Source organism: Saccharopolyspora elongata (assembly GCF_004348985.1).
GTDB lineage: Bacteria > Actinomycetota > Actinomycetes > Mycobacteriales > Pseudonocardiaceae > Saccharopolyspora > Saccharopolyspora elongata.
The window spans coordinates 1-25,210 of the sequence record NZ_SMKW01000066.1; the positions used below are offsets into that span (position 1 = coordinate 1).

General features: G+C 67.4%; 23 protein-coding genes and 1 pseudogene. 12 read left to right on the plus strand and 12 right to left on the minus strand.

The annotated features are described in order from the left end of the window. Positions 1-124 (plus strand): annotated as a pseudogene (locus tag E1288_RS49210) (ArsR family transcriptional regulator); the annotation flags it as partial. A 1,248-nt stretch (positions 125-1,372) separates the two neighbouring features. After that, positions 1,373-2,032, plus strand: coding sequence for a hypothetical protein (locus E1288_RS34415; RefSeq protein WP_132492762.1), 660 nt, complete (start codon positions 1,373-1,375; stop codon positions 2,030-2,032). Here E1288_RS34415 and E1288_RS49940 read toward each other — a convergent pair. The 4 genes from E1288_RS49940 to E1288_RS47395 are packed head-to-tail and all read right to left on the minus strand — an operon-like array spanning position 2,026 to position 3,507. Continuing rightward, positions 2,026-2,358, minus strand: coding sequence for a cation transporting ATPase C-terminal domain-containing protein (locus tag E1288_RS49940; protein WP_165968410.1), 333 nt, complete (start codon positions 2,356-2,358; stop codon positions 2,026-2,028). The two genes, E1288_RS34415 and E1288_RS49940, sit on opposite strands and share 7 nt — an antisense overlap. Further along, complete coding sequence (locus E1288_RS49945; RefSeq protein WP_165968413.1) at positions 2,355-2,660, minus strand: cation transporting ATPase C-terminal domain-containing protein; 306 nt, start codon at positions 2,658-2,660, stop codon at positions 2,355-2,357. Before E1288_RS49945 ends, E1288_RS49940 begins: the two co-directional genes overlap by 4 nt. Then, positions 2,558-2,866 carry a hypothetical protein gene (locus E1288_RS50180; RefSeq protein WP_328592524.1) on the minus strand — a complete coding sequence of 103 codons (309 nt, stop codon included), beginning with the start codon at positions 2,864-2,866 and terminating at the stop codon, positions 2,558-2,560. Before E1288_RS50180 ends, E1288_RS49945 begins: the two co-directional genes overlap by 103 nt. Before the next feature lie 44 nt (positions 2,867-2,910). Then, complete coding sequence (locus E1288_RS47395; protein ID WP_165968411.1) at positions 2,911-3,507, minus strand: P-type ATPase; 597 nt, start codon at positions 3,505-3,507, stop codon at positions 2,911-2,913. Positions 3,508-3,661: 154 nt separating this feature from the next. Here E1288_RS47395 and E1288_RS34425 point away from each other — a divergent pair, with 154 nt between their 5' ends. The 4 genes from E1288_RS34425 to E1288_RS34435 all read left to right on the plus strand — a co-directional run bounded on the left by E1288_RS34425 (position 3,662) and on the right by E1288_RS34435 (position 6,356). Then, positions 3,662-4,078 (plus strand): DivIVA domain-containing protein, encoded by a 417-nt coding sequence (locus tag E1288_RS34425; protein WP_132492764.1) that lies wholly within the window; start codon positions 3,662-3,664, stop codon positions 4,076-4,078. Further along, positions 3,970-4,347: an ATP synthase beta subunit C-terminal domain-containing protein gene (locus E1288_RS49225; protein ID WP_408014258.1), complete on the plus strand. Its 378-nt coding sequence runs from the start codon at positions 3,970-3,972 to the stop codon at positions 4,345-4,347. Before E1288_RS34425 ends, E1288_RS49225 begins: the two co-directional genes overlap by 109 nt. Before the next feature lie 168 nt (positions 4,348-4,515). Further along, positions 4,516-5,745 carry a V-type ATP synthase subunit B gene (locus E1288_RS34430; protein ID WP_268951986.1) on the plus strand — a complete coding sequence of 410 codons (1,230 nt, stop codon included), beginning with the start codon at positions 4,516-4,518 and terminating at the stop codon, positions 5,743-5,745. A 5-nt stretch (positions 5,746-5,750) separates the two neighbouring features. Next, complete coding sequence (locus tag E1288_RS34435; protein WP_132492836.1) at positions 5,751-6,356, plus strand: V-type ATP synthase subunit D; 606 nt, start codon at positions 5,751-5,753, stop codon at positions 6,354-6,356. 87 nt (positions 6,357-6,443) lie between these two features. Here the strand turns inward: E1288_RS34435 and E1288_RS34440 are convergent, their stop codons facing one another. After that, positions 6,444-8,498: an NAD(+) synthase gene (locus E1288_RS34440; RefSeq protein WP_132492766.1), complete on the minus strand. Its 2,055-nt coding sequence runs from the start codon at positions 8,496-8,498 to the stop codon at positions 6,444-6,446. A gap of 753 nt (positions 8,499-9,251) precedes the next feature. Here E1288_RS34440 and E1288_RS34445 point away from each other — a divergent pair. The 4 genes from E1288_RS34445 (at position 9,252) to E1288_RS34460 (ending at position 13,625) form a co-directional block, all read left to right on the plus strand. Continuing rightward, positions 9,252-9,689: a hypothetical protein gene (locus E1288_RS34445; protein WP_132492768.1), complete on the plus strand. Its 438-nt coding sequence runs from the start codon at positions 9,252-9,254 to the stop codon at positions 9,687-9,689. Then, on the plus strand, positions 9,686-11,758 hold the full coding sequence (locus E1288_RS34450) for a hypothetical protein (protein ID WP_132492770.1): 2,073 nt from the start codon (positions 9,686-9,688) through the stop codon (positions 11,756-11,758). Before E1288_RS34445 ends, E1288_RS34450 begins: the two co-directional genes overlap by 4 nt. 145 nt (positions 11,759-11,903) lie before the next feature. Further along, positions 11,904-12,587: a hypothetical protein gene (locus E1288_RS34455; protein ID WP_132492772.1), complete on the plus strand. Its 684-nt coding sequence runs from the start codon at positions 11,904-11,906 to the stop codon at positions 12,585-12,587. A 192-nt stretch (positions 12,588-12,779) separates the two neighbouring features. After that, positions 12,780-13,625 (plus strand): universal stress protein, encoded by an 846-nt coding sequence (locus tag E1288_RS34460; protein WP_132492774.1) that lies wholly within the window; start codon positions 12,780-12,782, stop codon positions 13,623-13,625. Positions 13,626-13,664: 39 nt separating this feature from the next. Here E1288_RS34460 and E1288_RS34465 read toward each other — a convergent pair whose 3' ends face one another. Further along, on the minus strand, positions 13,665-14,096 hold the full coding sequence (locus E1288_RS34465; protein WP_132492776.1) for a universal stress protein: 432 nt from the start codon (positions 14,094-14,096) through the stop codon (positions 13,665-13,667). Between the two features lie 56 nt (positions 14,097-14,152). Then, a complete protein-coding gene (locus tag E1288_RS34470) occupies positions 14,153-14,857 on the minus strand; it encodes a hypothetical protein (protein ID WP_132492778.1) in 705 nt (234 codons plus the stop codon). Between the two features lie 252 nt (positions 14,858-15,109). On the opposite strand from E1288_RS34470, the gene E1288_RS34475 reads away from it, so the two are divergent. Then, positions 15,110-15,880, plus strand: a complete 771-nt coding sequence (locus tag E1288_RS34475; protein ID WP_235884010.1) for a ribosome hibernation promotion factor — start codon at positions 15,110-15,112, stop codon at positions 15,878-15,880. 7 nt (positions 15,881-15,887) lie between these two features. On the opposite strand, the gene E1288_RS34480 is transcribed toward E1288_RS34475, so the two are convergent. The 5 genes from E1288_RS34480 to E1288_RS34500 all read right to left on the minus strand — a co-directional run bounded on the left by E1288_RS34480 (position 15,888) and on the right by E1288_RS34500 (position 22,347). Then, positions 15,888-16,259 carry a CBS domain-containing protein gene (locus E1288_RS34480; RefSeq protein WP_132492780.1) on the minus strand — a complete coding sequence of 124 codons (372 nt, stop codon included), beginning with the start codon at positions 16,257-16,259 and terminating at the stop codon, positions 15,888-15,890. Then, complete coding sequence (locus E1288_RS34485) at positions 16,223-16,918, minus strand: CBS domain-containing protein (protein WP_235884011.1); 696 nt, start codon at positions 16,916-16,918, stop codon at positions 16,223-16,225. The genes E1288_RS34480 and E1288_RS34485 overlap by 37 nt, the downstream gene beginning before the upstream one ends. A gap of 228 nt (positions 16,919-17,146) precedes the next feature. Further along, complete coding sequence (fdhF, locus tag E1288_RS34490) at positions 17,147-19,828, minus strand: formate dehydrogenase subunit alpha (protein WP_132492782.1); 2,682 nt, start codon at positions 19,826-19,828, stop codon at positions 17,147-17,149. After that, on the minus strand, positions 19,828-21,507 hold the full coding sequence (locus E1288_RS34495) for an NAD(P)H-dependent oxidoreductase subunit E (protein ID WP_132492784.1): 1,680 nt from the start codon (positions 21,505-21,507) through the stop codon (positions 19,828-19,830). Before E1288_RS34495 ends, fdhF begins: the two co-directional genes overlap by 1 nt. A gap of 21 nt (positions 21,508-21,528) precedes the next feature. Beyond that, on the minus strand, positions 21,529-22,347 hold the full coding sequence (locus E1288_RS34500) for a universal stress protein (protein WP_132492786.1): 819 nt from the start codon (positions 22,345-22,347) through the stop codon (positions 21,529-21,531). A 203-nt stretch (positions 22,348-22,550) separates the two neighbouring features. Between E1288_RS34500 and E1288_RS34505 the strand changes: the two genes are divergently transcribed. Continuing rightward, entirely contained in the window at positions 22,551-25,193 is a 2,643-nt protein-coding gene (locus tag E1288_RS34505) for a bifunctional acetate--CoA ligase family protein/GNAT family N-acetyltransferase (protein WP_268951987.1), read from the plus strand. The last annotated feature ends 17 nt before the right edge of the window (positions 25,194-25,210 follow it).

Here is a 25,210-nt window from a genome sequence, read left to right on the forward strand (position 1 = left end):
CCTCGCCCTGCACTACTCCGCCGGGTTCCGCACCGTCGGCATCCGCGAACGCATCGCCCAACACCACGGCGCCTGGCGCGACACCGTCTTCCTGGAACGCCGCCGCGCCTGCGACGACAACTAACCCCACTCAATCCCTGCACATCGCTACCTGTCACCGAACGCCGGTAGTGGGGGCACTGAAAGGTGCCCGAAATCTCGCCGCCGGGCTACCGGCCCGACGTCTACTACCTGCAGCAGCTCGGCGCTCTCGACAGTGCTGGGAACCCCGGCATCGCCGCGGCATCTCCCAAACCCGCCTCGGACTCGGCTACGTCGGCCTGGAATGGCAAACGAGCTTTCCCTCGCCACCCTCCGCGGTGTCACCCGCGACGCCCGATCCGGGGTCGACCACCTGGTCAACTAAACCCAGGTACCGGCGAAGGGTGCAGCGCTGTGCTGCCGCCGCGTGCAACGCACTGACCTGACTGAGGCGGAGACCGTCAGCCCTCAGGGACACGCGTCCGTCGTGGTGCCCAAGTCGGTTTTCGTCTCGGACGCGGTGCTGTAGGACGTCCTGACGGGCTCGGGCTCGCAGGTCGCTGAGGTCCCACGCCCGGTCGCGCTGTTCCGCAACCCGGTCGTGAGCGAGCCCAGGGCCCACGGACCGGTAAGTGCAGCGGGGCGTGCCGGTTGGACGGGATGGTGATCACCAGATCCCGGAGGTGTGGCCTGCTCGGCCACGAGGGCGGCATGAGCGGATAATCCCCCGGCAGCCATGCCTGAAAACATCGCCGACGGGTCTGTCGAACCCTAATCCAGGGCGGACAGGATGCAGAAGAAACCGCATGTCAGACCACGGTCGGTGCGAAGATCATTACCTCGTGGGGTAGTCCTGTGTCTGAGGACTTGAACCCCCACCAGTGGGAGGAACCCCCCGTTCCGGGGATTCGTCTCCATGACGGCGATGCTAGCGCCGCGGCTGTCGGAATATCCAGGTCCCTTCCGGGAGTAGCCTGGATCGGGCTTGCGCTGAAGCGTGCGTTGGTGCTCCGCGTTGGGCGGGATTGCTCGCGAGCCACGTCACCCGCGTCCAGCGCAGCCTGTCGACGAGACCAAGGCCGCATCTCCAGCCGAAACGTCCACTGGCGCTGACAAATTTCCTTCAAGTGCTCGAACCCGACACTGTCCCGATGCTGAAGACCAGCCTGCAATCGACCCAGCCTTCATACGAGCGCGCAACCACGTCCCGACCTCCGCGACGACGTCGGTGGCAGTTTGGCGACGATGCAGGTAGCGGCGATAATCTAGCCGCGAGACTTGCTACGAGACGTCGCTGAGTGTCAGCGCCTGCAGGGTTTCGATTCAGGACGGTCGGCTACTCTGCGTATCTATGATGAAACACTACGTACATCTCAAACTTGGTGGGGAGACGTACGAGTTCGTAACGCTCTATCGAGCACTCGGGCATGATCATCCAGAAGCGGGCCGCGTCCTAGGCGGCCCCGATCTAGGTTCGCGATACCCCGATCACCAACGCCCAGCGATCGAGCCTGACCGCGACGACTGGTCCATTGAGCTCCCCGCCGTGATCTGGCTGATGGACCTGGTCCGTGATGGAGTTGTAGCAGCTGAGTATGTGCGCGAGCTCCTCATCACCATGAGTAGCCCACCCGGTGGATGCTGCTGGGCCTGTGAGTCACTGGAAGAGACCGAATCAGATGTCATCGAGCGATGCCGGCGAGAGCGCGACGAGTGGCTGGTCTGGTGGAGCAGCGTTACTCCTCGCTCGCACCCCTATGCCGTGACCGGCTCGTCGATCCACCACTGGGATTGTCGAACCTTGGGCGAGCCCGTCCCGCCGCCGGTGATTACCAGCAAGCACGACTACCTGAAGAATCGAAGGGCCTTTTCCCCGTACCGGCGTGACGCCTTCAAGCGGGTGACTGTTGAGGAAGCGCGCTCATGGCGCTTGCGCCGCTGCAAGATCTGCTCTCCCGAACTTCCCGCAGCTTGGCGTGACGGAACCTCCGATGTGCCATCAACTTACTGACATCCCACTGGTCTGCCGCGGTTCGCGTCCGCGGTGGAGCGGTGCTTTCTGCGGCGCAATAGCCAGCGTCGCAGTTCGTCGGCGCCCCAGATGATGACGGGATAGGGCAAGACGAAGGCGAGCATGTCCGGCGTCAATGCCGCTGTGCCGAGAAGTTCTTGCAGGGGCGGGAGGTAGATGATCGCGACGGTGAGGGTTAGTTCGAACGCGATTCCCCACAGCAGCAGCGGGTTGGACAGCGCGCCGATGGATCGCAGCGACGCGTGTTCGGTGCGTGCGGCGAAGGCGGTGCCGGTCTGGCCGGCGACCAGACCGAGGAAGGTCATGGTCGTGGCTTGCAGGTAGGCGTGGTGCAAGGGCGTGCCGGGGGCGGTGGGGCGCCGGGATGCCACCCGGCGGTGAGCAGGACGTAGCAGAACCCGGCCATCGCCAGGGCCGCGGCGATCACGCCGAGGAACAGCCAGGACCGCAGCAGCATCGGGGTCGTGACGACCGGTTCGCTGCGTTTGCGGGGCGGTCGCCGCATCAGGCCGGGTTCGGCGGGTTCGCGGCCGAGTGCAAGCGCGGGGAGAGTTTCGGTGCCGACGTCGAATGCCAGCAGCTGCAGGACGGACAGCGGTAACGGGATGGCGGGCGCCCCCGGAGAGCGCGAACACCAGGAATGACGTCACTTCCGGAGTGGCGTGGGCGAAGATGTAGACGATGAACTTCCGGATGTTGTCGTAGACCTGCCGACCGGCCCATGGAGACTCCGATGTCGGCGCGCCGCAAGGCGGGGGCGTCGTTCGCACCGTCGCCGGTCATCGCGACCACGTGCCCGGCGTCGCGCAGCACGTCGGCGATGCGCAGCTTCGCTTCCGGCGACGACCGGGCGAAAATCAGCGTGCGTGCAGCAGAGGCACGTGGCTGTCGACCAGGTCGGCCGAGCGGAAGGCGGGCATCGATTCCCCGGTCAGCGCGGACAGGTCGACCTCGATGCCGCCGTCGAGCAGCCGGGCATCCACCGAGACCCGATCGCCTTCCTCGATGATGAGCACGTCCCCGGGCACCAACTCGATGGCCTCCACCTCGGACGCCCGCCCGTCGCGGATGACCTTCGCGCGCATCGGCAGGTAGGCCGCGAGCGCCTCCACCGCCTTCTCCGCGTGTTGTTCCTGGACGATCGCGAATGCGGGGTTGATCGCGATCACCACGACGATCGCGATGGCAACGGGTTGGATGCCCACCGCCCACGCCAGGCCGGCCGCCGCCCACAGCAGCAGCGCCAGCGGGTGCGTGAATTGCCGTGCCAGCTCGCCCGGCCACCTTCGGCCACCTCGTCGTCGCAGCTCGTTCGGCCAGGCGTGGACCAGCCGCCGCTGCGCTTCGCGGGTGGTGAGTCCGGACCGGGAGCTGCGCAGGTCGCGCAGCAGGAGGTCGACCCGCTCGGTCGGGTCGAGGCGAACTCCGGGCTCCACATCAACGGCCTCGGCCATCGGGCACCCCATCGGCTTCCGGTTCCGTCACCGCCCCGGGCTACCCACCGCAGCGGTCGGCCTCGCCGGAACCACGGGGCTCCCAAGGCTGCGTGCACGGGCGGTCTGCGCGACCATCGGTGGGGTCTGGGGCCGCGTGCGGGAGGGAGCGCGGATGCGCGGAATTCGGGGCTTCTTCGAGCGCTTTCGCCCGGCGGGAACGCCAGGAGCGGCGGCACGCCCCGGTGTGCCGGTCGACCGCGTGGCGGAGGCGTCCGCCGAGCTGGCACCCGTGTTCGCGCTGCTCGAAGATGCTGAGGTCGAGGCGCGGCAGGTTCGCGCGAACGGGCGAGAGGAGAGCGCCCGGATCCGGCAGGAGGCCCGCGAACGAGCGGAGGCCATCGTCGCCGATGCCAACGCGCGTGCCGGAGCGGTGCGTGCCGACGTGGTGGCCGAGCTGAGTGGCCTCGGCGGCGGGCGCGCGTGCTGGGCCTGCTCGCCGAGTCGGACAGGTTGTCGGAGTTCGCCGAGCTGGTCGGTGCCGGTGCGTTGCCGGGGCGAGAACGAGTCGTGCTGCTGGGCGGCCGCTTGATCCGGGAAGCGGTCCTGCAGCAGAACGCGTTGTCCACTATGGATTCCTTCTGCGGTGGGGACAAAGCGGTCGCACTGGTCGAGTCGGTGCTCTCGATCACTACCGAATGCCAGGAACTGGTCGGCGCAGGCGTCTCGGTCGAGGTGGTCGAGGAGTTCGACTTCGCACCTCTGGTGCGCGTTCGGGAAGAGACCGCACCGCACGATGCCGACGGCGTTCGCCGGCGCTGCGCGGCTGTGCTCTCCGCGCTTCGGGAGTTGCAACCGTGATAGCCCGGCAGCGCATCGAGTACACCGGGGTCCGCGAGCTGCGCGGCCCGTTGGCGGTCGTTGCCGGTGTTCGCGGCGTCGGGTGGGACGAGTTCGTGCGAATCCGGTTGTCCGGCCGGGAGATGCGGCACGGCTTGGTGCTGGAGGTCGACCGGGGACCTGGCCGTCGTGGAGGTGCTGGAGGGCACCGCCGGCATGGACACCGCGGGTACCCGGCTGGAGTTCACCGGGGAGCCGCTGCGCGTTCCGGTCGGACCTGGGTGGCTGGGGCGGATCTGCAACGGCCGAGGTGATCCCGCCGATGGTGGACCACCGGTGTTCACGACGCGGCGGGCCGCGGTGGCCGGTGCCCCGATCAACCCCGGGCGCTGCGAACCCCCGGCCGAGCCGGTGCTCACCGGCCTGTCCGCGATCGATGCGCTGACCACCCTGGTGCGCGAGCAGAAGCTGCCGGTGTTCTCCCTCCCCGGGCTGCCGCACCTGGAGTTGGCCACCCAGATCGCGGCGCAGGCCAACGTCGGGGGCGAGCCCTTCTCGGTGGTGTTCGCAGGCATGGGGCCGACGCACACCGATGCCGCGTTCGCCCAGGACGCCCTCGCTCCGCGCTCGGCTGCCGGAGAGCTCGTGCTGCTGCTCAACACCGCCGATGACCCGGTGATCAAGCGGATCCTCACGCCGCGGCTGGCGTTGACCATCGCCGAGGCGCTGGCCTTCGACGGCGGTCGGCACGTGCTCGTGGTGATGACCGACATGACCAGCTACGCCGAGGCCCTGCGCGAGGTCTCCGCCGCCCGGGGTGAGGTCCCGGGCCGCCGCGCCTACCCCGGATACCTCTACAGCGACCTGGCGTCGGTGTACGAGCGGTGCGGCCGGATCCGCGGTCTGCCCGGATCGGTGACGGTGCTGCCCGTGCTCACCATGCCGGGCGGCGACATCACCCACCCCGTGCCCGACCTCACCGGCAACATCACCGAAGGCCAGATCGTGTTCTCCCGCGAGGTGAACGAGCAGGGCATCTACCCGCCGATCGATCCCCTGTCCTCGCTGTCCCGCCTCATGCGCGTCGGGTCGGGCCCGAACCGCACGAGGCCCGACCACCTGCCCGTCGCCGCGCAACTGGTGGCCGCGCTCGCCAGGGCCCGGCAGCTGCGCGAGCTGTCCGAGCTGATCGGAACATCGGCGCTGAGCCGGATCGATCGGTCGTACCTCGATTTCGAGGAGGCGTTCCGGCGCGACCTGGTCGCCCAGCGCCCCGACGAGTCCCGAACCCTTGACGACACCCTCGAACGCGCCTGGCAGGTGCTCCTCCACCTGCCGGCCGGTGAACTGGCCATGCTGCCGAGCGACCTCCTCGACCGCCGTCGCACCGATCCACCGGCCCAGCAGGAAGCGGGGTGACCGAGATGGCCGAGATCCGGGTCCCGCCGGGACGAGCCGGGCGGCTGCGGCTGCGCCGCCGACTGGACATCGCCGAGCGGGGCGCCGTGCTGCTGGAGCAGAAACTGCGTGCTCTGCAACGAGAAGAGCGTCGGCTGGCGCAACTGGCCCGCACCAGCGAGAGGGAATGGACGCGAACCGCGACGGAGGCCGAAACCTGGTTGATCCGGGCGACCTTGCTCGCCGGGCAGCGCGGGCTTCGGCTCGCACATCCCGACCAGGCCGCCGAGGTCGGCGTTCACTGGACCACGGCGATGGGGGTGAGGTATCCGGACGACGTCTCCTGCACCCTTCCGCGGCGAGGCCCCGAGTCGCCCGCGATACCCTGCAGCGCGGCCGTGATCGAAGCAGGAACAGCGCACGGGGCAGCCCTCGTCGCGGGTCTGCGGCACGCCGCAGACCTTGCGGCCTGGCGGCTGATCGGCGCGGAGATCGCCACGACCCGGCAGCGCGTGCGCATGCTTCGGCGCTACTGGGCGCCGCGGCTGCGGAACGCGCTGGCCGCCACGGACCTCGCACTGGAGGAACGGGAGCGAGCCGAGGCAGTGCTGCGTCGTTGGACAAAACCATGATCCCAAGCCCGTATCACCTCGGCGATCACGCCCAGGAACAGCGTTTTCGGGTACCTCTGCATCAGGCCGTGCATGCGCGGTGAATCCTCAGCCGGGCACGTTGCGTTCCAGCTCGTCGAGCCACGCGCGGGCGGTGGCGTCGCTGGGTGCCCGCCAATCGCCGCGAGGCGACAGCGCGCCGCCGGATCCGACCTCGGGCCCGTTGGGCAGCGCGGAGCGCTTGAACTGGCTGGATTGCACGAACCGGTGCAGGAACACGGCCAACCAGTGCTTGATGGCGGGTAAGTCGTATTCGTTGCGCTTCTCGGGTGGGATCAGCGACGGCCAGCTGCCTCGGTCGCGGTCCGACCACGCCTGGTGCGCGAGGTAGGCGATCCGGCTCGGCAGATACCCGAACCGAAGCAGGTGGTAGAGGTGGAAGTCCTGCAGTTCGAACGGGCCGACGGTGGCTTCCGAGCTCTGCGCCGGTTGGCCCGTCCCCGGCTTCCCGGCGGGAACCAGTTCCGGCGAGATCACGGTGTCCAGGATGGACTGCAGCACCTCGGCTGCCGCGTTGCCGAGCTCCCCGGTGTCGATGGTCCAGCGGATCAGGTGCTGGACGAGCGTTTTCGGCACCGAGGCGTTGACGTTGTAGTGCGACATGTGGTCGCCGACCCCGTAGGTGCTCCAGCCCAGCGCGATCTCGCTGAGATCGCCGGTGCCCACGACGATGGCGCCGCGCTGGTTGGCCAGCCGGAACAGGTGCGACGTGCGCTCTCCGGCCTGCACGTTCTCGTACGTGACGTCGTAGACGGGCTCGCCGCGGGCTGCCGGGTGGTCGAGGTCGCGCAGCATCTGCATCGCAGACGGCCGGATGTCGATCTCCCCGGCCGTGACACCCAGCGCCGCCATCAACCGGTGGGCGTTGTCGCGAGTCCGCTCGCTGGTGGCGAAGCCGGGGAGGGAGAAACCGAGCACGTTGCTGCGGGGCAACTCGAGCAGGTCCATGCTCCGCGCCGCGACGATGAGCGCCTGGGTGGAGTCCAGCCCGCCGGAAACTCCGATCACCACCTTCCCGGCGCCGGTGGCGGCCAGTCGCCGGGCCAGGCCCTGCACTTGGATGTTGTACACCTCGCGGCATCGCTCGCCCAGGGTCACCGGATCGGAAGGCACGTAGGGAAAGCGCGGCACTTCGCGGCGCAGGGGGACCGAGGTGGCCGGTGGAGCCAGGTCGATCTGGACGCGGCGGAGACCGCGTACGCGCTCCATGTGGTCGTGCGCGGAGTCGGCGAAGCTGGTGGTCCGCATGCGGTCCTGAACCAGCCGTTGCAGGTCCACATCCGCTGTCACTAGTTGCGGGCCGGAACCGAACCGGTCGCCCTCGGCCAGCTTCTCGCCGTTCTCGTGGATCAGCGCGTGCCCGTCCCACGCCAGGTCCGTGGTGGATTCGCCGGGCCCTGCCGCGGCGTAGAGGTAGGCGGCGATGCACCGCGCCGAGTGCGACGCGCACAGCTGACGGCGGTAGTCGGCCTTGGCGATGGTGATGTTGCTGGCCGAGAGGTTTACCAGCACGTTGGCGCCGGCCAGCGCGGCCCACGTGCTGGGCGGGACCGGGACCCACAGGTCCTCGCAGATTTCGACGTGGAACGTGAACCCGGGGAGTCGTGGCGCCTCGAACAGCAGGTCGTCGCCGAACGGGACGTCGTTGCCGAACAAGGTCACGCGGCGCGCGATCGCATCACGCGCCGCGGCGAAGTAGCGCCTCTCGTAGAACTCCCGGTAGGTGGGCAGGTAGCTCTTGGGGACGACGCCGACGACCTCGCCCCGGTGGATCACCACCCCGCAGTTGAAGAGCCGTTCGCCGAAGCGCAGCGGAGCGCCGACCACGAGCACCGTGTCCAGCTCACCGCTCCCGGCCACCACACGGCGCAGCCCGGACAGCATGGAGTCCAGCAGGGCGTCCTGGTGGAAGAGGTCATCGATGCTGTAGGACGACAGACCGAGCTCGGGGAACAGGGCCAGCACAGCGTTGTCCGAGGTAGCGCGGCGCGCCAGGTCGAGGATGCGGTCGGCGTTGAGCTCGGGGTCGACCCCGCCGACCACGGGCACGCCGACCGCGACCCGCGCGAATCCGTGCCGGTACAGCGATCCGAAATCAGCCATCGCCGACCATCGTCGAACATGCCCAGGACCGGCGCAGCGAACGCGGACTTCGGCAGCGCGTGGACCGGCGTCGTCGGTGAGGACAGGGAAGGAGTTGCTGCCGCGACGCGAACGTGGCAGCGACGCGCGGATTGGTCCGGTCGCCCCTGGTGCGGGCGAACGTCACGCCGGATGCTTGACGACAGCGCACTGCGCAAAGCGGTTGCATTGACGAGTCGAGCTCCGTCCCTGGTACCTGCCGCCGGGACGGTTCGGCACGGGCCTTTCGGTCACCGCACGAACGGGCCGTGACCTCACATTACAGACAAGTAGGCAGGAACTGCTCATAAGCCGGTCATTGGCCTGGGTTCATTCGGCATGCACTTGACCACTCTTGCCAGGTTGGGCATGTATCAGGCTGCCAAATAGCTCTTGACTCGTCCCGCCAACTTGGAGCCCTGGATTGTTGTTGGCCGGCATTCGACCACCGCCGATCCCCAAGATGCGGCGGGAGGGCGCCCATCTACTCGGGCAGCTGTGGCTTGCCATCTCGCTAGACCAACACGCGGTTTGCTGTTGACCAGACAGGCCCAACGTGTGCGATTCGTCCGTACGAGTGGATCAAGCTTGTGTTGGAACGCGAGCGTCTCTCGCACTGTTAGAAAGGTGGCGTTCACGTTGTGACGTCATCCTGTTCCGAAGCTGTTGGCACTGTGGGGGTTAGTGGTGCTCGGCCTGCGGCCCTCGCACGTCGCCGGATGAGAGGGCTAGTTGATGGACCCGAGTATCGATGTGGGCTCCCTGGCGAGTGAGGCCGCTCAGGTGGTGGTGACCGGGCTCGTGGGCAGTGCAGGCGCGGCGCTGCGGGCTCGCCTGGTGAAGCTGTTCACGCGCGGCGACGCTGATCAGGAGCAGCAGTCCGCTGAGGTGCGCAAACTCGATGAGACCGGAAGGCAACTGGAAACAGTCTCGGAAGAAGAACGGGAGGAACTGTCTCGACAGCTCGAACCGAACTGGCAGCGGCGCTTGATGGTGTTCCTCGAGGATCATCCAGATGCCGCGGAGGAACTGGCGGCCCTCGTCCAAGATTTCAGCAACAACGACGAGGATTCGCCTCAGCGAAGCGGGCCGATGTTTGCAAGTGGCGGTGACAACGCCGTGGTCATCCAGTCTGGCCGTGACACCCGGTTTGGTGGGGGGCTGCAGCGGTGACTGTGCCGGGATGGGACAACTTCACCCCCGTCGGCAGTGCGAGCGACGCATACGCGCATGCCCCTGTTCCGCAAAAGGACCTCGAACCAGCCGGCCCGGGAATGACTGTCCGAACGGGGCCGCACAGCACGGTCTTGCAGGCTGGCGGCAACATCGAGGTCAACCAGATCCTCGGCAAAGTGCTATCCGAATGTGGCTTGCGATCAGAACTTGCTGCTGTTCGGCAGTGCTATGCATCGATCGCCCCACAGCAGTGGAACCACTTGGTTCAAGTCTGGAAAAGTCACCAGCTGATCCTGATTACGGGCCAACGGCGCATCGGCAAACGCACTGTGGCGCTGCGGCTATTGGGGCAAGTCGATCCGGAGACACGGCTTGATGGTGTAGACGTCGAGAGCGTAAGGGAACTGAATAAGGACTGGGACAAGCCAGATGTAGGAATGCTACCTGCGAGGTCAGGCAGAACTTACTTCCTCGACCTCGGCGAAACCGCCACCGACGCCTTCCCCGAGGACTTCGGAGTCAAGTTACGGTCATTCGTTGAGGACCGCGCACACTTGGGAATTAGGCTCGTGGTGACCATGACCGACGAGGCGTGGTCACGATGCGCGCAGTCGGTTCATGACGAGCGAGTGCAGATCTTTCCACCTGTCGCGCATGACGTCGCTACTGAGCACCTGGTGCGCCTCCACCGCCGTGACCGAGTTGGATGGCTCGACCAGGAAATCCTGAGTTCGCTGCTCACCAGCAGCACGAGACCGCGAGATGCTGCAGGGCTCGCGTCCGCCATCGCACATGCACCCGAGCCTCCGGTGCATGACGGTGAGGTGAAGCTGAACGACGTCCTGGCGCGGGTCGCTGATGAGTTCCGCGCATGGGGCGGACACCTGTCAAGTTTCTTTGACGACAAGGACAAGCACTCGGCTGAGGACCGTGCGCTTCTGATCGCTTCCGCCGTACTGGACGGGGCGCCACCGCTGGTCGTATGGAAGGCCGCCATGAACTTGCTCGGCGGCCGGAAGTCGGAGCCAACGGTTGAGGAACTGTTGCTGGATGATGATCTCGAACCCAAGCTGGCGCGAATCGCTGAGATGGACACGGACGCGGTCACTGATGATGTCTCGCTCGATGTTGCACGGCACGGGCTCAGCTACGCCGTTTTGCCTCATATCTGGCGACAGCGGCCACAACTTCGAGAGGCGCTCCTGGGCTGGATCCGTAGGATCACCGGTCCTGGCGGCGAAGGTGAGAGCCGGCTTCCCGTGGTCGGGAAGCGGCTCTCCACGCTCGTCGATAAGTACCCGGAGTTCGATCTGATCGACACCCTCACTCGATGGGCGAACGATTGGCCGGAGAACTGCGGGTTGGTCGCCGGCCTGCTGACAGAACTTGCCGGTGACACGCCGCTTGGTATGAAGGTACGAGACAAGACCCGTACATGGGCCTACAACTATGGCAAGCGCACATCTACAACAGCTCCGACTCACGAAGCAGAAGTCGTGGCCGAGATGTGTGCCGGGCCGTTTGCTGATGACTACCCCAACGGCACCCTCATCAGGCTGAAGTGGCTCTTGAACGGGCCGCCATCCGACACCATCCACGAGTCCGCCCGACGCGCACTTCATCGTCTGTGCCGTAATCCCCAAGACACGGCCTCGGCGTTGCATGCCGTGCTGGGCTGGGAAAACGATGCGCCGCTGGCCACGGCTCGTGGTTTCCTGAGCCTGATCGACATCAACACGGCCCAGGCGGCCACACAGCAGTTGCTGGAGCAGGCCAGCCATGATCCTGAAGTTCTTAACGGCCTGCGCAAAGGTTGGCGAATCGCCACCAAATCCGAGGAGACCATCGACGCTGCAGCCGACACGGTTCGGTGCTGGATATCAGCGATGCGGTCAGGCGTCCTTCGCATCGAGCCGGCCGTTTCCTTGCTCGGCGAGGTCATGCGTCAAGGTGTCGCAACAAACTTCCTGGCCAAGGCGTTCATGGATGCGGCTTCGGATGGTGACACTGACGCCACAGGAGCCGAGCTGCTCACCAAGATCATGATGTCCCGGCCAATGGGGTGAAACGTTGTCCCGCAGGCGACGCCAGAAACATCATCTCGTCTTTACCGCACACCTCAGAAGTCGCTTGCCCTCGGTCAGGTTCGTTGTCACCTTGGAGCTTCACTGGTGGTGCACCGGCGAAAGAGTAGCCGGTGCACCACCCTCCTTGCTGGCCTTGATCCGCAGCACCGTTCGCCAACATGCAGGCGATATCCTCGTCAATCAAGACCCCTACGATCTGTATGCTGTACAAGATGCGTTGCTGTTGAACACGGCCGATGACCTCATGCCTGAGGGCTTCCCTGATCTGCGCATAGCCCTCACTGACGCGAGAGTTGTCCTCGACGAGACGGCACAAGCAGCTCTCGCTGACCATGACGAGGCGCAGCGACGGCAATGGCAACGCGCGAACGCGTTGCGTGCGCAGACGATTGCTCTCAAGGATCTCCTCGTGGAACCTGGACTCGGATTGGCATGGATGGCTAAAACACAACCCGACTCAGCCGTGAACAGGAAGCAGGAAATTATCGACTTTCTTGATCACATTGCCAAGGAAGCTGGACCGGTGGCTGAAGGCGACACTCTTGTGGAGCCGTTGGTTGAGTTGTTCCGCGAATTCGTCGCACCGTTAACCGATCCAACGCAGCGGCAGTTAGTGCTAAAGACCCTGCCAGCTTTCTTCGAGTACTACGGGCAATATGAACTCGCGCAAAAAGCCGAGCAATCTGCCGCCGTCATCCAGGCGACCGTGACCACGACGGCGCTTGATTCCGACATTCTGTCCGAGCGCGCAGAAGAGGCCGAGGTAGATGACCACCACCACGAGACCACATCGCCACGTCGCCGGTGATGATCTTGCCGATGCAGTCGCGACTCACCTGCCTGGCTGGCATCCTGCGTCGCAGGCAGCTCTAACGAGGTGGTCAGTGCGCCTGCGTTCATCGGGTGGGAGAGGTTCACTGGTTCCACAACGGCCGGGATGGCCCGTGGGTGTTGGCCAGTCTGGGTGCCTTCTCTAGCTGCGATTGCGAGGTGCCGAGCCATGACGGCGGAACGGAATATGCCGGTGTTGGTCGGAGTGGACGGCTCGGAGCAGTCGCTCGTGGCTGCGCAGTGGGCTGTCATGGACGGCGATCTCCGGACGGCCCCGGTTCGTCTGGTGACGGTCGTCGACGATGCGAGCCGGGACGACGCTGCGTTCGAGCTGCTTTCGAGAGTGGCTGATCAGTGTCGCAGCGATCGCCCGCGAGTCGAGGTGTTCGACGAGATCAAGCACGGGTTGCCGATCGAGAACTTGGTTTGGGCGTCCTCGGGGGCGCAGCTGCTGGTGGTCGGATCGCGTGGGCGTGGTCAGGTCGCCGAGGCGGTGCTGGGTTCGGTGAGCACGGCGGTGGCCATGCATGCACGTTGTCCCGTGGTGGTCGTTCGGGATCGTCGTACGAGCTTCTCCGTCGGCCCAGTGGTGGTCGGTGTCGACGACTCGGCACCTGCCCGTGCAGCACTGCGATTCGCGTTCGAGGAGGCCGCCGCGCGGCGGACCGACCTGCTGGCGATGCACATCTGGCGACCGGTTCTCGCCGAGTATTCCTGGATCGAGAACTCCCCGGCGGGGGCGGCGTGGTTCAGCTTGGATGATGCACAGCGGGAGCTGGACGAGCAGCTCGCCTCGTGGCGTGAGAAGTATCCGAACGTCGAGGTGCGCGACGTCGTGCGCTACGGGCATCCGGTCGAGGAGCTGACGGCGGCGGCCTCTCACGGCCAGTTGCTCGTCGTCGGCCATCGCGGTATCGGTGGGTTCAAGCAGCTGTTGCTGGGGTCCGTCGCGCATGGCGTGCTGCATCACGCCGAGTGTCCGGTGGCCATCGTCCGTTCCGCTCTCACGCCTTGACAACGGAAACACCGCCGTAGCATTTGTCGGGGCCCGGTGTCATTCGTGGTCGCGGACTACCACCACGGGGCAGGGTGCGTGGTTGACGCAGTACTGGCCGACTGAGCCGAGCAGGGCGTGGGCGAAGCCGCCGTATCCCCGGTGACCGACGACGAGGAGGTCTGCCGATTCGGCTGCGTCCAGTAGGGCTTTGGCCGGGTGACCGCGAGCCACCTCCTTCCGGATCGCGGCGTCGTCGGTGTCATCGACGGTTTCATGGATGATGGTGTTGAGCGCCTCTTCTGTTACGCGATCACATTCTTCGGCCGTGCGCATGGGCCAGTCGTAGAGCTCAGGGAGCTCCCACGACATGACGGCGGTGATGCGGCCGTTGGTCAAGTGGGCTTGCCGGACGGCCCATCGCAGGGCATCCCGGGACGACGGTGAGCCGTCGACACCGACGACGATCGCGAAGTCGCGTTGCTCGGTCATGCTGTCTCCAAGTCGTTGCGGTCCGCTTCGAGGAGGGCCGCAACGACAGCGTCGACTCAAGCCGGTCCGACAGCGGGTCCTTTCTGCACGGAGATGGTGGGGAGGTGTTCACGGACCAGCAGGCTGCTCATGGCCAGCACCCACAGCGCGGTCAATCCGCCAGGAATGTAGGTGGTCAGGGCTGCGCCCGGGGCCAAGACGCCGCCGACGGAGAGGACGGTGATCGCGCTGAGAACCGAGATGACGGCGACGAATCCGGAGAACCAAGCTGCCCATTGCGGGAACACCCCGGTCCGAGCAATGGCCACTGCGGTGGCCGTCAGCGGCACGGCGAGGGCCAGTCCCGTGACAGTGGCCGCGACGGTCACAACCGTGTAGGGAGCGGCGGCGAACACGAGCAGGGCGGGGCGCGAGGTCATCGCGAAGACCGCTCCACCGAAGACGGCGGCACCGAAGAATCCGATCGTGGAGGTCAGCGCGAAACCCGCCAGCACGACCGCTGGGGCGTCGCTCCGGTCGTCCGCGAGCCGGAAAGCGGTGGCCAGCGTGGCGCCGAACCACAGGAACAGGGCGATCGCGGCGGCGTAGAGCAGCACGGCCGTGAGGACGACACCGCGTTCGGCGAGCAGGTACCCGGCGATTGTGTCTGCGGATTCGGTGATGCGTGGGGCACCGGCGAGCAGGATGCCGGCGATGATGGAGAGAACCAGCGCGCCGAGACCAGCCAGCCCGCCCCAACGCATCTCGTGACCTTCATTCATCGGTTCCCCCTCGAGGATTCGACATGGGATCAATGTCCGAGGGTTCACCTCAACCGGCAACGCGTCATGCGGCCGAAAGTCCCTTGTTTCCAGTGGTGTTCTTGCCATCGATTAGCGATTGCAGGCCTGCCTCTGCGAGTGCCGAGCACGTTTGCGGTGCGGGTCCTTCTCCTCCTGCGCGTCCGCCTGTGGTCGGTGATGCTCGAAATTGGCGGCGACTGGAGATCCAAGGGGTGCACGATGCGAACGGGAGTGGCGCAGAACGTTCCGATCAGCGTGCAGGTGACAGGTGAAGTGGCACCCGGCATCGCCGACTACGCGGAGCGTCGAGTCCGTTCGGCTCTCCGCTACGCCCATGAACCTGTGCTGCACGCGAGAGTGCGCGTGCAGCGACATGGTGATCCCGCCGTCGCACGCCCGATCACCGCGCAGGCCAACCTCGATGTCAACGGGCGGATAGTCCGCGTGCAGGTGGCCGGCTCCGTTGCCACGGAGGCCCTCGACCTGCTGCGTGACCGCCTTCAGCACCGCCTCGAGCACATCGCGCGGCGCCGTAAGCGTGGAGCGGTGGTCGAGCCCCATGAATGGCGCCACGGCGGCGAACCCGCGCATCGCCCCTCGTACTTTCCGCGTCCGCCTGACCAGTGTGAGGTCGTTCGGCACAAGTCGTTCACGCTGGCGCGCTGCGATGTGGACGAAGCGGTGTTCGAGATGGAGGTCATGGACTACGACTTCCACCTCTTCACCGAACTCGGCTCCGAGCAGGACAGCGTCTTGTACCGGACGCCGGACGGCTACCGCCTGGCCCAGGTCGACCCGCACCCGGCGGAGTTGGCCGAGCATTTCACGCCGGTCACCGTGAGCGAACGGCCACCGCCTGTGCTGACCACCGTTGAAGCGGCCGAGCGGCTCGGGACGCTGGGCCTGCCGTTCCTGTTCTACCTGGACGGTGAGCGGGGCCGAAGTGCTGTGCTCTATCGCAGGTACGACGGGCACTACGGCCTGATCACGCCTGCCGAGTGACGCGGCTTCACAGCCACGTCTCGATGGCCAGCAGATCTCGCATGGAGATCACCCCGACCACCGTCTGCCCCTGCATGACCGGCAGGTGGCGGACGCCGGAGTCGAGCATGCGCCGCGCGAGGTCCCGGGTTTCCTCGCCGAACTTGGCGGTCTCGATCTGGTGGGTGGCGAACGTGGTGGCCGTCGTGGTTCGCGGATCGACGTCCTGGGCAATGGCCCGGACCACGTCTCGTTCCGAGATGATGCCCATGATCCGGTCGCCCTCGAGAACTGCGAGGGCACCGACGTGATCCGCGGTCATCTTCCGGGCCACTTCTTTGATCGAATCGGTCGCCTCGCAGGTCAGCGTTCCTTGGCGGAAGACTTCCTCGACTCGCATGGATCCTCCTCGCGGGCACCGCGCACGGTTGTGCGTGCGGGCGGTGGGGACGGTTGATCTCGGCGCTCGATCACCTGAACCTGACGTGTCCCCGGCGCCGCCAGGGCGAGCGCACGAGCGACGTGGCGGGCGGCGATGTCCCCGACCGGGTCGGTGATCACCACCGCGCCGTCGCGCACGGACACGGACCACTTGTCGAAGCCTCCGTAGCGATCGAGGTTTCGCCGCACTTCGGCTCTGATCACCGGATCGTCCCGGGCCAGACCGCGCATCAGATCGCGCCGGGTCACGATGCCCACGACCACGCGGCTCTGGACGACGGGAACGGCACGCAAGTGGTGGCTGAGCATCGTCTTGGCGATGTCGGCGCAGTCGGTGCCTGGAGCCGCGGTGCGCACCTTCTTGGTCATGACCTGGCTGACGAGGGTCGGTGGTGCCCCGCTCGGCATGTGCAGGTGGTGTTCAGTGGTGCGGGGATCGTGCGGGATCGCATCGCGGATCAGATCGGCCTCGGTGACGATGCCGACGAGAATGCCGTCCCAGTCGATCACGGGTGCGGCGGTGAACCCGTGTTCGGCCAGCGTCCCGGCAGCCGTTCTGATCGAGTCGTACTCCCGAACGGTGATGACCGGGTGTGACATGATGTCTTCGGCTTGCATCGTTGCTCCCGGACTCTCCCGTGGCCGCGCCTGTTGCGCAGACGGCACGGAGGCTGCAAGCACTCGGATGTTCCTACGCTGCCCACCTTGCCGAGGTCATCACGGCGCGCGGCAGGGCCGATGGGCCTCCGTCCAACCGGCCGCGTGGTTCGAATGGGCCGGCCGGTCTCGATCGGCGGTGATTTTCTCCCCAAGCGCATCGCGAGTTGACAAGTGCTGCTCGGCTGCTCAGGAGCCCCGTACTACCGGCTGGATGTGCACTGCGGTGACCTTGTATTCGGGGCAGTCCGTGGCGGTGTCGGTGTGCGGTGAAGTGAGTTCGTTGACGGGTGCGGTGGGGAAGTGGAAGGCGGCGAACACCTGGCCGGGTGCGACATCGGTGGTGGGATGCGCGGTCAGAGTGGTCTGGCCCCAGCGGCTGGTGGTGATCACGTCGGTTCCGTCGGGGATGTCGAGGCGGGCTGCGTCCGAGGGGTGGATCTCCAGTGTTTCGGTGGGGAGGAGTTCGAGGTTGGCGGTTCGGCGGGTCATGGAGCCGGTGTTGTAGTGGACGAGCCGACGTCCGGTGATCAGCAGGAACGGGAAGTCGGCATCGGGCTGTTCGCCGGGCGGCAGGTAGGGGCGGGCGGCCAGCGCGGCCTTGCCGTCCGGGGTGGCGAACCGGTCGAGGTAGAGCACGGCTTCGCCCGGCCGGTCCGAGGCCGGGCAGGGCCAGTGCAAGGAGCCTTCGGCCTCCAGACGCTGGTGCGACAAACCCGCGAAAACCGGTGTCAGGGAGGCACATTCGGCCAGTGCGGCGGCCGGAGTGGGGCAGCCCAAGCCGGTGCCCATCGCTTGGGCGACCTGCTGCAGGATGTTGAAGTCGTCGGATGCCTGGCCGGGTGGTGCCAGGGCTGGGCGGACGCGTTGGAAGCGCCGGTCGAAGTTGACGAAAGTCCCGTCCTTTTCCAGGAAGGAGGCTGCGGGGAAGACGACGTCGGCGTGTTCGGCTGTGCGGGAGCGGAACATGTCGTGGCAGACCACGAATTCGCACGCGTCGAGTGCGGCGCGCACGTGACCTGAGTTTGGGTCGCTTTGCGCGATGTCTTCTCCGATGACGTAGAGGGCTCGCAGGTCGCCGGAGATCGCGGCGTCGAACATTTGCGGGATGCGCAAGCCAGGACGTTCAGGCACCGGGCGGCCCCAGGCCCGCTCGAAGCGGGCGCGGATCGCTGGGGCGGCGATGTGCTGGTAACCGGGAAGCACATCTGGAAGGGCGCCCATATCCGAGGCGCCTTGGACGTTGTTCTGCCCGCGAAGGGGAAGGATGCCGCAGCAGCCGGTGGTGCCGACTGCACCGCGGAGGATGGCGAGGTTGGCCAGGGTGCGCACGCCGTCGGTGCCGTGGGCGTGTTCGGTGACGCCGAGCCCGTAGACGATGGCGGGGTGCTGCGCCCGTCCGAAGAGGCGGGCGGCGGCCACCAGGTCTGTCGAGCGCACGTCGGCGATGGCTGCCACCGTCTCGGGCGGGTAGTCGGCCAGGAGTGTTGCGAGGTCGTCGAAACCCGTGGTGCGGTGGTCGAGGAACGCGTGGTCGAGGTGATCCTCCCCGATCAGGAGGTGAGCGAGTCCGTTGAAGACGGCGACGTTCGAACCCGGCGCGGCTTGCAGGTGCACATCGGCGAGTGCGGCGAGTTCGGTGCGGCGAGGATCGATGACGACCAGCCGGGCTCCGGCGAGCACGCGTTGCTTGATGCGCGCTCCGACGACGGGGTGGGCTTCGGTGGGGTTGGCGCCGGCGAGGAGGATGCAGTCGGTGTGGTCGAGGTCGTCGAGCGGGTTGGTGCCGCCTGCCAGGCCGAAGGAGGCGGTGAGCCCGGCGGCCGAGGGGGCGTGGCACAGCCGCGAGCAGTTGTCGATGCTGTTGGTGCCGATGATGGTGCGGATGAACTTCTGGGCCAGGTAGTTCTCCTCGTTCGTGGCGCGGGCGGAGGAGATCATGGCGATCGCGTCGGGGCCATGCTGGTCCCGGATGTCGGTGAGTCGCTGTGCGACCAGGCCGAGTGCTTCGTCCCAGGTTGATTCGACGAGTTGTCCGTTGTGTCGAACCAGGGGTGCGGTCAGCCTGTCCTCGGCTCGGGTGAAGGCGTGCGCGAAGCGGCCTTTGATGCAGGCGTGGCCGCGGTTGACCGGCGCCCCGTGAGTGGGGGTGATCGCGGCGATGTCGTCGTCGCGGACGTGGACGTCGAGGGTGCAGCCGACTCCGCAGTATCCGCAGGTGGTCGTGGTGGTGGAGGTGATCGGGCGGAGGTCGAGCAGGCCGGGTTCGGACAGGGCGCCGGTCGGGCAGCTGTCGACGCAACCGCCGCAGCCCACGCAAGGCGAGGACACCCACGGGCCGCCATCGCCAGGTGCCACGACGGTGTCGAAGCCGCGGCCGGTGAGTTCGAGCGCGAAGGTGCCCTGGACTTCGGCGCACATGGCGACACACCGTCCGCAGGCGATGCACAGGTCGCGGTCGAGTTTGACGTACGGGTGCGAATGATCCACCCCGCGATCGTGTTCTGCGCCGGTGAAATCGCTGGAGGTGATGCCGAAATGAGCACATGCCCGGACCAGTTCACTGCGCTCCGCCGGAATGGTCAGCGCCCGGTCGGGCAGTTCGGACACCATCAGCTCAGCGGCTCCGCGCGCAGCCTGGTGGGCGGTTGGATCGTCCAGTTGGACTGCAAGGCCTTCGGCCGCAGGAGTGGTGCACGCGGCAACGATGCGACCGCCCGCGCGGACCAGGCAGGTTCGGCACGAGCCGCGCGGGGACAGCCTTGCGTCGTAGCACAGCGTCGGGAGATAACCTCCGCTCGCGTGCACGGCGTCGAGCACCGTCGCGTCCTCCAGAACGTCCACAGGAACGCCATCGACGATGACCCGCATCAGCTGCCTCCGGCGAGTAGTTCGTCGCGGTAGACCCGCACCAGGCTCCGGACCGCGCCGGGCACGCCCCGCCCGAAGGCGCACAGGCTGCCAACACCCATCACATCGAGAAGTTCTTCCTGCTGCGCCAGGGCGGTCGCGCTACCCGGCACCAGGTCTGCCAGCTCGCGACCACGGCGTGATCCGACCCGGCACGGAGTGCAGGCACCGCAACTTTCCGCGGCAGCGAAGGTCCACACGTGCCGGAGGAGTTCCGCCGCGGAAATGCCGTCGTCGATGGCCACGAGACTGCCATGACCAAGAGCTACCCCCGCCTCGGCGAGCGCTTCGGCGAGCAGCGGGACGTCCAGGTCGTCGGGGCCGAGGAAACCGCCGAGGGGCCCGCCGACCTGCAGGGCCCGCAGCCTGTGCCCGGGCTTCAGCCCGCCACCGAGCCTTTCGACGAGATAGCGCAACGGCACCCCGAACTCGACCTCGTACACGCCGGGTCGGCGGAACCGCTCGCTGAGGCACACCAGCTTGGTGCCGGTCTCGACGTCGGCACCGAGGCGGGCGTATGCGCTGCCGCCGTGCCGAACGACCCATGGCACTGCGGCGAGGGTTTCAACGTTGTTCACGACTGTGGGCCGTCCGGAGAGGCCGACGCTTGTCGGGTACGGGGGCCGGGGCCGGACGCTGCCGCGAAGGCCCTGCAGCGCACGCAGCAGCGCGGTTTCCTCCCCCGCAACGTAGGAACCCGCTCCGCGCACGACCTCCACGTCGAAGTCGAACGCCGAGCCGTGCACGCCGACCCCGAAGTGCCCGGCGTCGCGCGCAGCTCCCACTGCGGACAGGGTTTTCTCCGCTGCCTCTGGGTATTCGGAGCGGACGAACACCACGCCCCGGTTCGCGCCGGTCGCAAACCCGGCAAGGGCGAGCCCTTCCAGAACGCGGTCCGGATCGTCTTCCAGCAGCAGCCGGTCGCAGAACGAGCCCGGATCGCCCTCGTCGCCGTTGGCCACCACGAACCTCGGGGCGGGGCCACGAGACGCTGCCTGCCACTTGTTCGCCACCGGGAACTCGGCCCCGCCTCGACCGCGCAGCCCGGCGCGGGCGACCTCGGCCAGGACGGTGGCCGGAGATCCGGCCGCCACGACTTCCGGCCACACCTGCCAGGGCTCCTCCGCACCGAGCAGACCCGCGAGCACGACCGGATTGCGGCTGGCGTTGTGGTAGGGGACCGGGGGCGGCGGAGGCGGGTGTGCAGGGGAGAGCAATCGCGCACCGAGATCGGGTCCCGTGACGGGAGTCCGCCCATCGAGCGCGGTGGGGGAGGCATAGCAGTAGCCCAGGCAGTACGCCCCAGCCAACGACAACGACCTATCAATGCTGGTGTGTCCACATTTGACGCCGAGGGCTGCTTCGGCCAACGGCACGGTGTGGTTGCCAGCCGAGACAAAGCACGACGTGCCCTCGCAGATGCGCACGTGGCGGGTTGCCTCATCGCCGGTGAAGTCGGCGAAGAACGAGGCGGCACCGTTGACGGCAGCAACCGGCAAACCCAGCTCGCCTGCGATGCGTCGCACGTCGGCATTGCTGATGTGCCCCCGGAGATCGAGGACTGTTCGCAGCCCGCGGAGCACGTCGGTTCCGTGGATCCCGAACCGCTGTTCCCATCCGGCGAACGCGTCATGTGTCACGACTGCAACTCCCTCACCACATCAGGTGCGGATCACCGCTACGGGACATGGCGCGTGGTGGAGCACCCCTCGGGCCACCGAGCCCAGCAGAAGCCCGGCGAAGCCGCCGTGCCCACGGTGGCCGACGACGAGCAGTTGCGCATGCTGAGCGGCTTCGCACAGTGCTTGCACCGGGTGTTCGTTGGTGATCGCTTTGCGCACGGCGACGTCGGGATAGTCGGCGGCCCACCCGGCAAGTTGCTCTGCGAGGTGGGTCTCGGCCCGCTCCTGGAGTTCGTCACGGTCCGGGTGCGGGTAGGGGCCGGGGATGAAGTACGCGTCGGGCAGTGCTTGCACGGCGACCAAGTCGGTACGGCGCTGGTTGGCGGCGTCGAAGGCGTAGTGCAGCGCCGATTTGCTGCCTGGTGAGCCATCGACCCCGACGATCACTGGTCCGGTCATCACGGTGCCTGCACCGCGCATCACGACGACCGGGCACCTGGCGTGCGTGGCCACCGCGGCGCTGATGGAGCCGAGCAGCGCGTCGTGGAAGGCGCCGTGCCCGTGTGACCCGACCACGATCAGCCGGGCGGCGTCGGATCGGCGGACCAACTCCTCGGCGGGATGCCCGAAGTCGACCTCGGCTACCAACTCCAGGGTCGGCATGGCGAGCCGGCAGCGGTCCGCGATCTCCTGCACCGTCTCCTCTGCCTGCGACTCACGAGCGGGATCGTCGCCGACCAGGAGCAGGTGCAACGGAACGCCCAGCCGGCCCGCTTCGGCAGTCGCCCACAGCGCAGCCCGAGCCGAGGGCTCGGACCCGTCGACCCCGGCCACGACGGATTGCTTTTCCCTCGGCATGTCCCGCGCTCCCACGCTCGCGTGCGGTGACCACGTTTCCAATCGGCCTGGTGCCATGGGGAGGGCCGATGGACTCTTGCCTCGGCTGTTGCGGGTGCGGAGGGTGCTCAGCACGACGGCTTCGTCTGCGGGAGAGCAGGAGGGACGCAGGGCCGGTGTTGGGCGAGGAACAGGCTTCTGGTCGCCCGCGTGCTGTGCGCGCGGTGCTGGCTGATGGAAGCGTTGTCACGATCCGGCCGCTGTGCTCTGACGATCTTGGTGAGCTCGAACGCCTGCATGGCGAGCTCACCGAGGAGGATCGTTACTTCCGGTTCTTCGGGTTTCCGTCGCGGACCGGTCTTGATCGTTTCCTGCGCGGGCTGGTGGCTGTCGGCGATGCGCACCTGCTGGCTCTCGGTGCGTTCCGCGGCGACCACCTGGTCGGGATCGGGCACTTCGAGACCCTGGTCGGGGAGGTCGCCGAGGTCGCTTTCCTGGTCGAACACCGGCTCCACGCGCGCGGGGTGGCGACGTTGCTGCTGGAGCATCTGGTGGCCGCGGCGCGGCAGCGTGGGATCCGGATGTTCCTGGCGGAGGTGCTGGCGGAGAATTCGGCGATGTTGCGGGTGTTGCTCGACAGCGGCTTGCGGTGCAGCACCCGGCTGGACGGGACGACCTACCAGGTGAAGCTGGACCTCGACGTCGGTGAGCAGTATTTCTCGCGGCTCAGCGACCGGGAGCGGGTGGCCGATGTCGCGAGTCTGCGGTGGTTGCTCCACCCAGCATCGGTGGCGGTGGTGGGGGCTAGCCGGCGAACGTCCGCTGTCGGCGACGCCGTGCTGCGCAACATCGTTGACGGCGGCTACACCGGTGCGGCCTACGCGGTCAACCGCCGTGGCGGCCAGGTCTGCGGTCTGCGCGCGTATCGGAGCGTGATCGATCTACCTGAGCCGCCGGAGCTGGCGGTCTTGTGCGTGCCGGCGGGCGTCGTGCCGGATGTCGCGGAGGAATGCGGGCGGTCCGGGGTGCGGGCGCTGGTCGTGCTGGCTGCCGGGCTCACCGAGGACCGGGGGCTCGCCGAGCGGCTGCTGGAAGCGGTCCGCCACTGGGGGATGCGGCTGCTGGGGCCGAATTGCCTGGGGTTGATCAACGCAGATCCCGAGGTGCAGCTGAACGCGACCTTCGCCGCCACCGGGATCCCGGCGGGACAGGTGGGCGTCGCCACGCAGTCCGGAGGTGTCGGGATCGCCGTGTTGGAAGGCCTTTCCGCACTGGGTCTGGGTATCTCCGCTCTGGTGTCCACAGGGGACAAATATGACGTGAGTGGCAACGACATGCTGCTGTGGTGGGAGCGTGACGAGGCCACCCGGGTGGGGGTGCTGTACCTGGAATCCTTCGGCAATCCGCGGAAGTTCGCGTGGCTGGCGCGACGGACCAGCCGCATCAAGCCGCTGATCGTGCTGCGCAGCGGTGCGAGCCCGGTCGCGCAGAAGGCGGCGGCATCGCACACCGCGGCCACCGCGACGCCGGGCACGACCAGGGACGCGTTGTTGCGGCAGACCGGCGTCATCGGCGTCGACGACCTTGCGGAACTGCTGGCCGTGCTCGCCGTTGTCTGTTGGCAGGCGGTGCCGTCCGGACGGCGTGTCGCGGTGGTGACCAATGCCGGCGGCCTCGGCGTGCTCACCGCTGACGCCTGCGCGCGAGCAGGACTGGAGTTCCCGTCGCTGCACGAGGACACCTGTGCCCGGTTGGCCGCGACCCTCCCGGGGCACGCGAGCCTGAGCAATCCGGTGGATGCGACTGCCACGGTCGACAGCGACACGTTCGCGCGAACCGTGGCGACTGTCCTCGGCGATCCATCGATCGACTCGGTTGTCGTGCCGGTGGTTCGCACAGCGGTAAGCGATCCAGCCGAGGGGCTGGCCGAGATGGTGGCGCGGGAGCGGGAAGGTGGATGCGACAAGCCGGTGCTCGTTGTGCGCGGCGGGCAGGCCGAATCGGTAGCTGCGCTCGAGGCGGACAACGCGCGGGTTCCCGCGTTCGCCGACCCCTCACTGGCCGCCCGCGCGCTCGCCGATCTCGCCGAGTACGCGTACTGGCTGGCTCGCCCTCCCGGAATCGTCCCCGACTTCGCTGATGTCGACACCGCAGCGGCCCGTGCGCTCATCGACGAAGCGCTTGAGAAGTTGCCAGGGGGTGGGTGGCTGGATCCGGAGCCCGTGGCGGCCGTCCTGAGGCACTTCGGGCTCCCCGTCGTGCCGACGACCGCCTGCACCACCGTGACGGAGGCCCTCGCCGCGTTCCGCGAGCTGGGCGGATGCGTCGTCGTGAAGGTCCGGGCAGCAGGAGTCCTGCACAAGGCACACGCAGGCGGTGTCGTGCTGGGCGTGTCGACCGTCGCCGAGCTGCGCGGCGCCTGGGCTCAGCTGCAGGGCCGCTTCGGCGCCGCGTTCGGCGGCGTCGTGCTGCAACCCTCGGTAGAACCCGGACAGGAGTTCCTGGTCGGCGTGATCGATGAGGCCGCGTTCGGTCCGGTGGTCACGTTCGGGCTGGGCGGGACCGACACCGACCTGATCGCCGACCGCAGCCATCGGCTCGTCCCGCTGACCGACCACGACGCCGCAGACATGCTCCACGAACTGCGCGCCGCTCCACAGCTGTTCGGCGACGCGCGGCTGGACAGCGGCAAGCTGATCGACGTGCTGCTGCGCACCGCTCGCATGGCCGAAGTGCTGCCCGAAATCGCTGAGGTGGACCTCAACCCAGTGATCGCCTCCGAACGGGGCGTGTGCGTTCCCGACGCGCGCGTTCGCCTCGAACCGCGGGAACCCGTCGACCCGCTGATCCGCAAGCTGCGGGCGTGAGTGGTGACCATCAGCCC

Coding starts and splice junctions, on each gene's coding strand:
- E1288_RS34480 (WP_132492780.1), bottom strand. CDS start 16,259: ATGCGAGTCGAGGAAGTCTTCCGCCAAGGAACGCTGACCTGCGAGGCG.
- E1288_RS34445 (WP_132492768.1), top strand. CDS start 9,252: ATGGACCCGAGTATCGATGTGGGCTCCCTGGCGAGTGAGGCCGCTCAG.
- E1288_RS34460 (WP_132492774.1), top strand. CDS start 12,780: ATGACGGCGGAACGGAATATGCCGGTGTTGGTCGGAGTGGACGGCTCG.
- E1288_RS34425 (WP_132492764.1), top strand. CDS start 3,662: ATGCGCGGAATTCGGGGCTTCTTCGAGCGCTTTCGCCCGGCGGGAACG.
- E1288_RS34440 (WP_132492766.1), bottom strand. CDS start 8,498: ATGGCTGATTTCGGATCGCTGTACCGGCACGGATTCGCGCGGGTCGCG.
- fdhF (WP_132492782.1), bottom strand. CDS start 19,828: ATGCGGGTCATCGTCGATGGCGTTCCTGTGGACGTTCTGGAGGACGCG.
- E1288_RS49940 (WP_165968410.1), bottom strand. CDS start 2,358: ATGACCTTCCTCGGTCTGGTCGCCGGCCAGACCGGCACCGCCTTCGCC.
- E1288_RS34470 (WP_132492778.1), bottom strand. CDS start 14,857: ATGAATGAAGGTCACGAGATGCGTTGGGGCGGGCTGGCTGGTCTCGGC.
- E1288_RS34500 (WP_132492786.1), bottom strand. CDS start 22,347: ATGCCGAGGGAAAAGCAATCCGTCGTGGCCGGGGTCGACGGGTCCGAG.
- E1288_RS34415 (WP_132492762.1), top strand. CDS start 1,373: ATGATGAAACACTACGTACATCTCAAACTTGGTGGGGAGACGTACGAG.
- E1288_RS34435 (WP_132492836.1), top strand. CDS start 5,751: ATGGCCGAGATCCGGGTCCCGCCGGGACGAGCCGGGCGGCTGCGGCTG.
- E1288_RS34465 (WP_132492776.1), bottom strand. CDS start 14,096: ATGACCGAGCAACGCGACTTCGCGATCGTCGTCGGTGTCGACGGCTCA.
- E1288_RS34485 (WP_235884011.1), bottom strand. CDS start 16,918: ATGCAAGCCGAAGACATCATGTCACACCCGGTCATCACCGTTCGGGAG.
- E1288_RS47395 (WP_165968411.1), bottom strand. CDS start 3,507: ATGGCCGAGGCCGTTGATGTGGAGCCCGGAGTTCGCCTCGACCCGACC.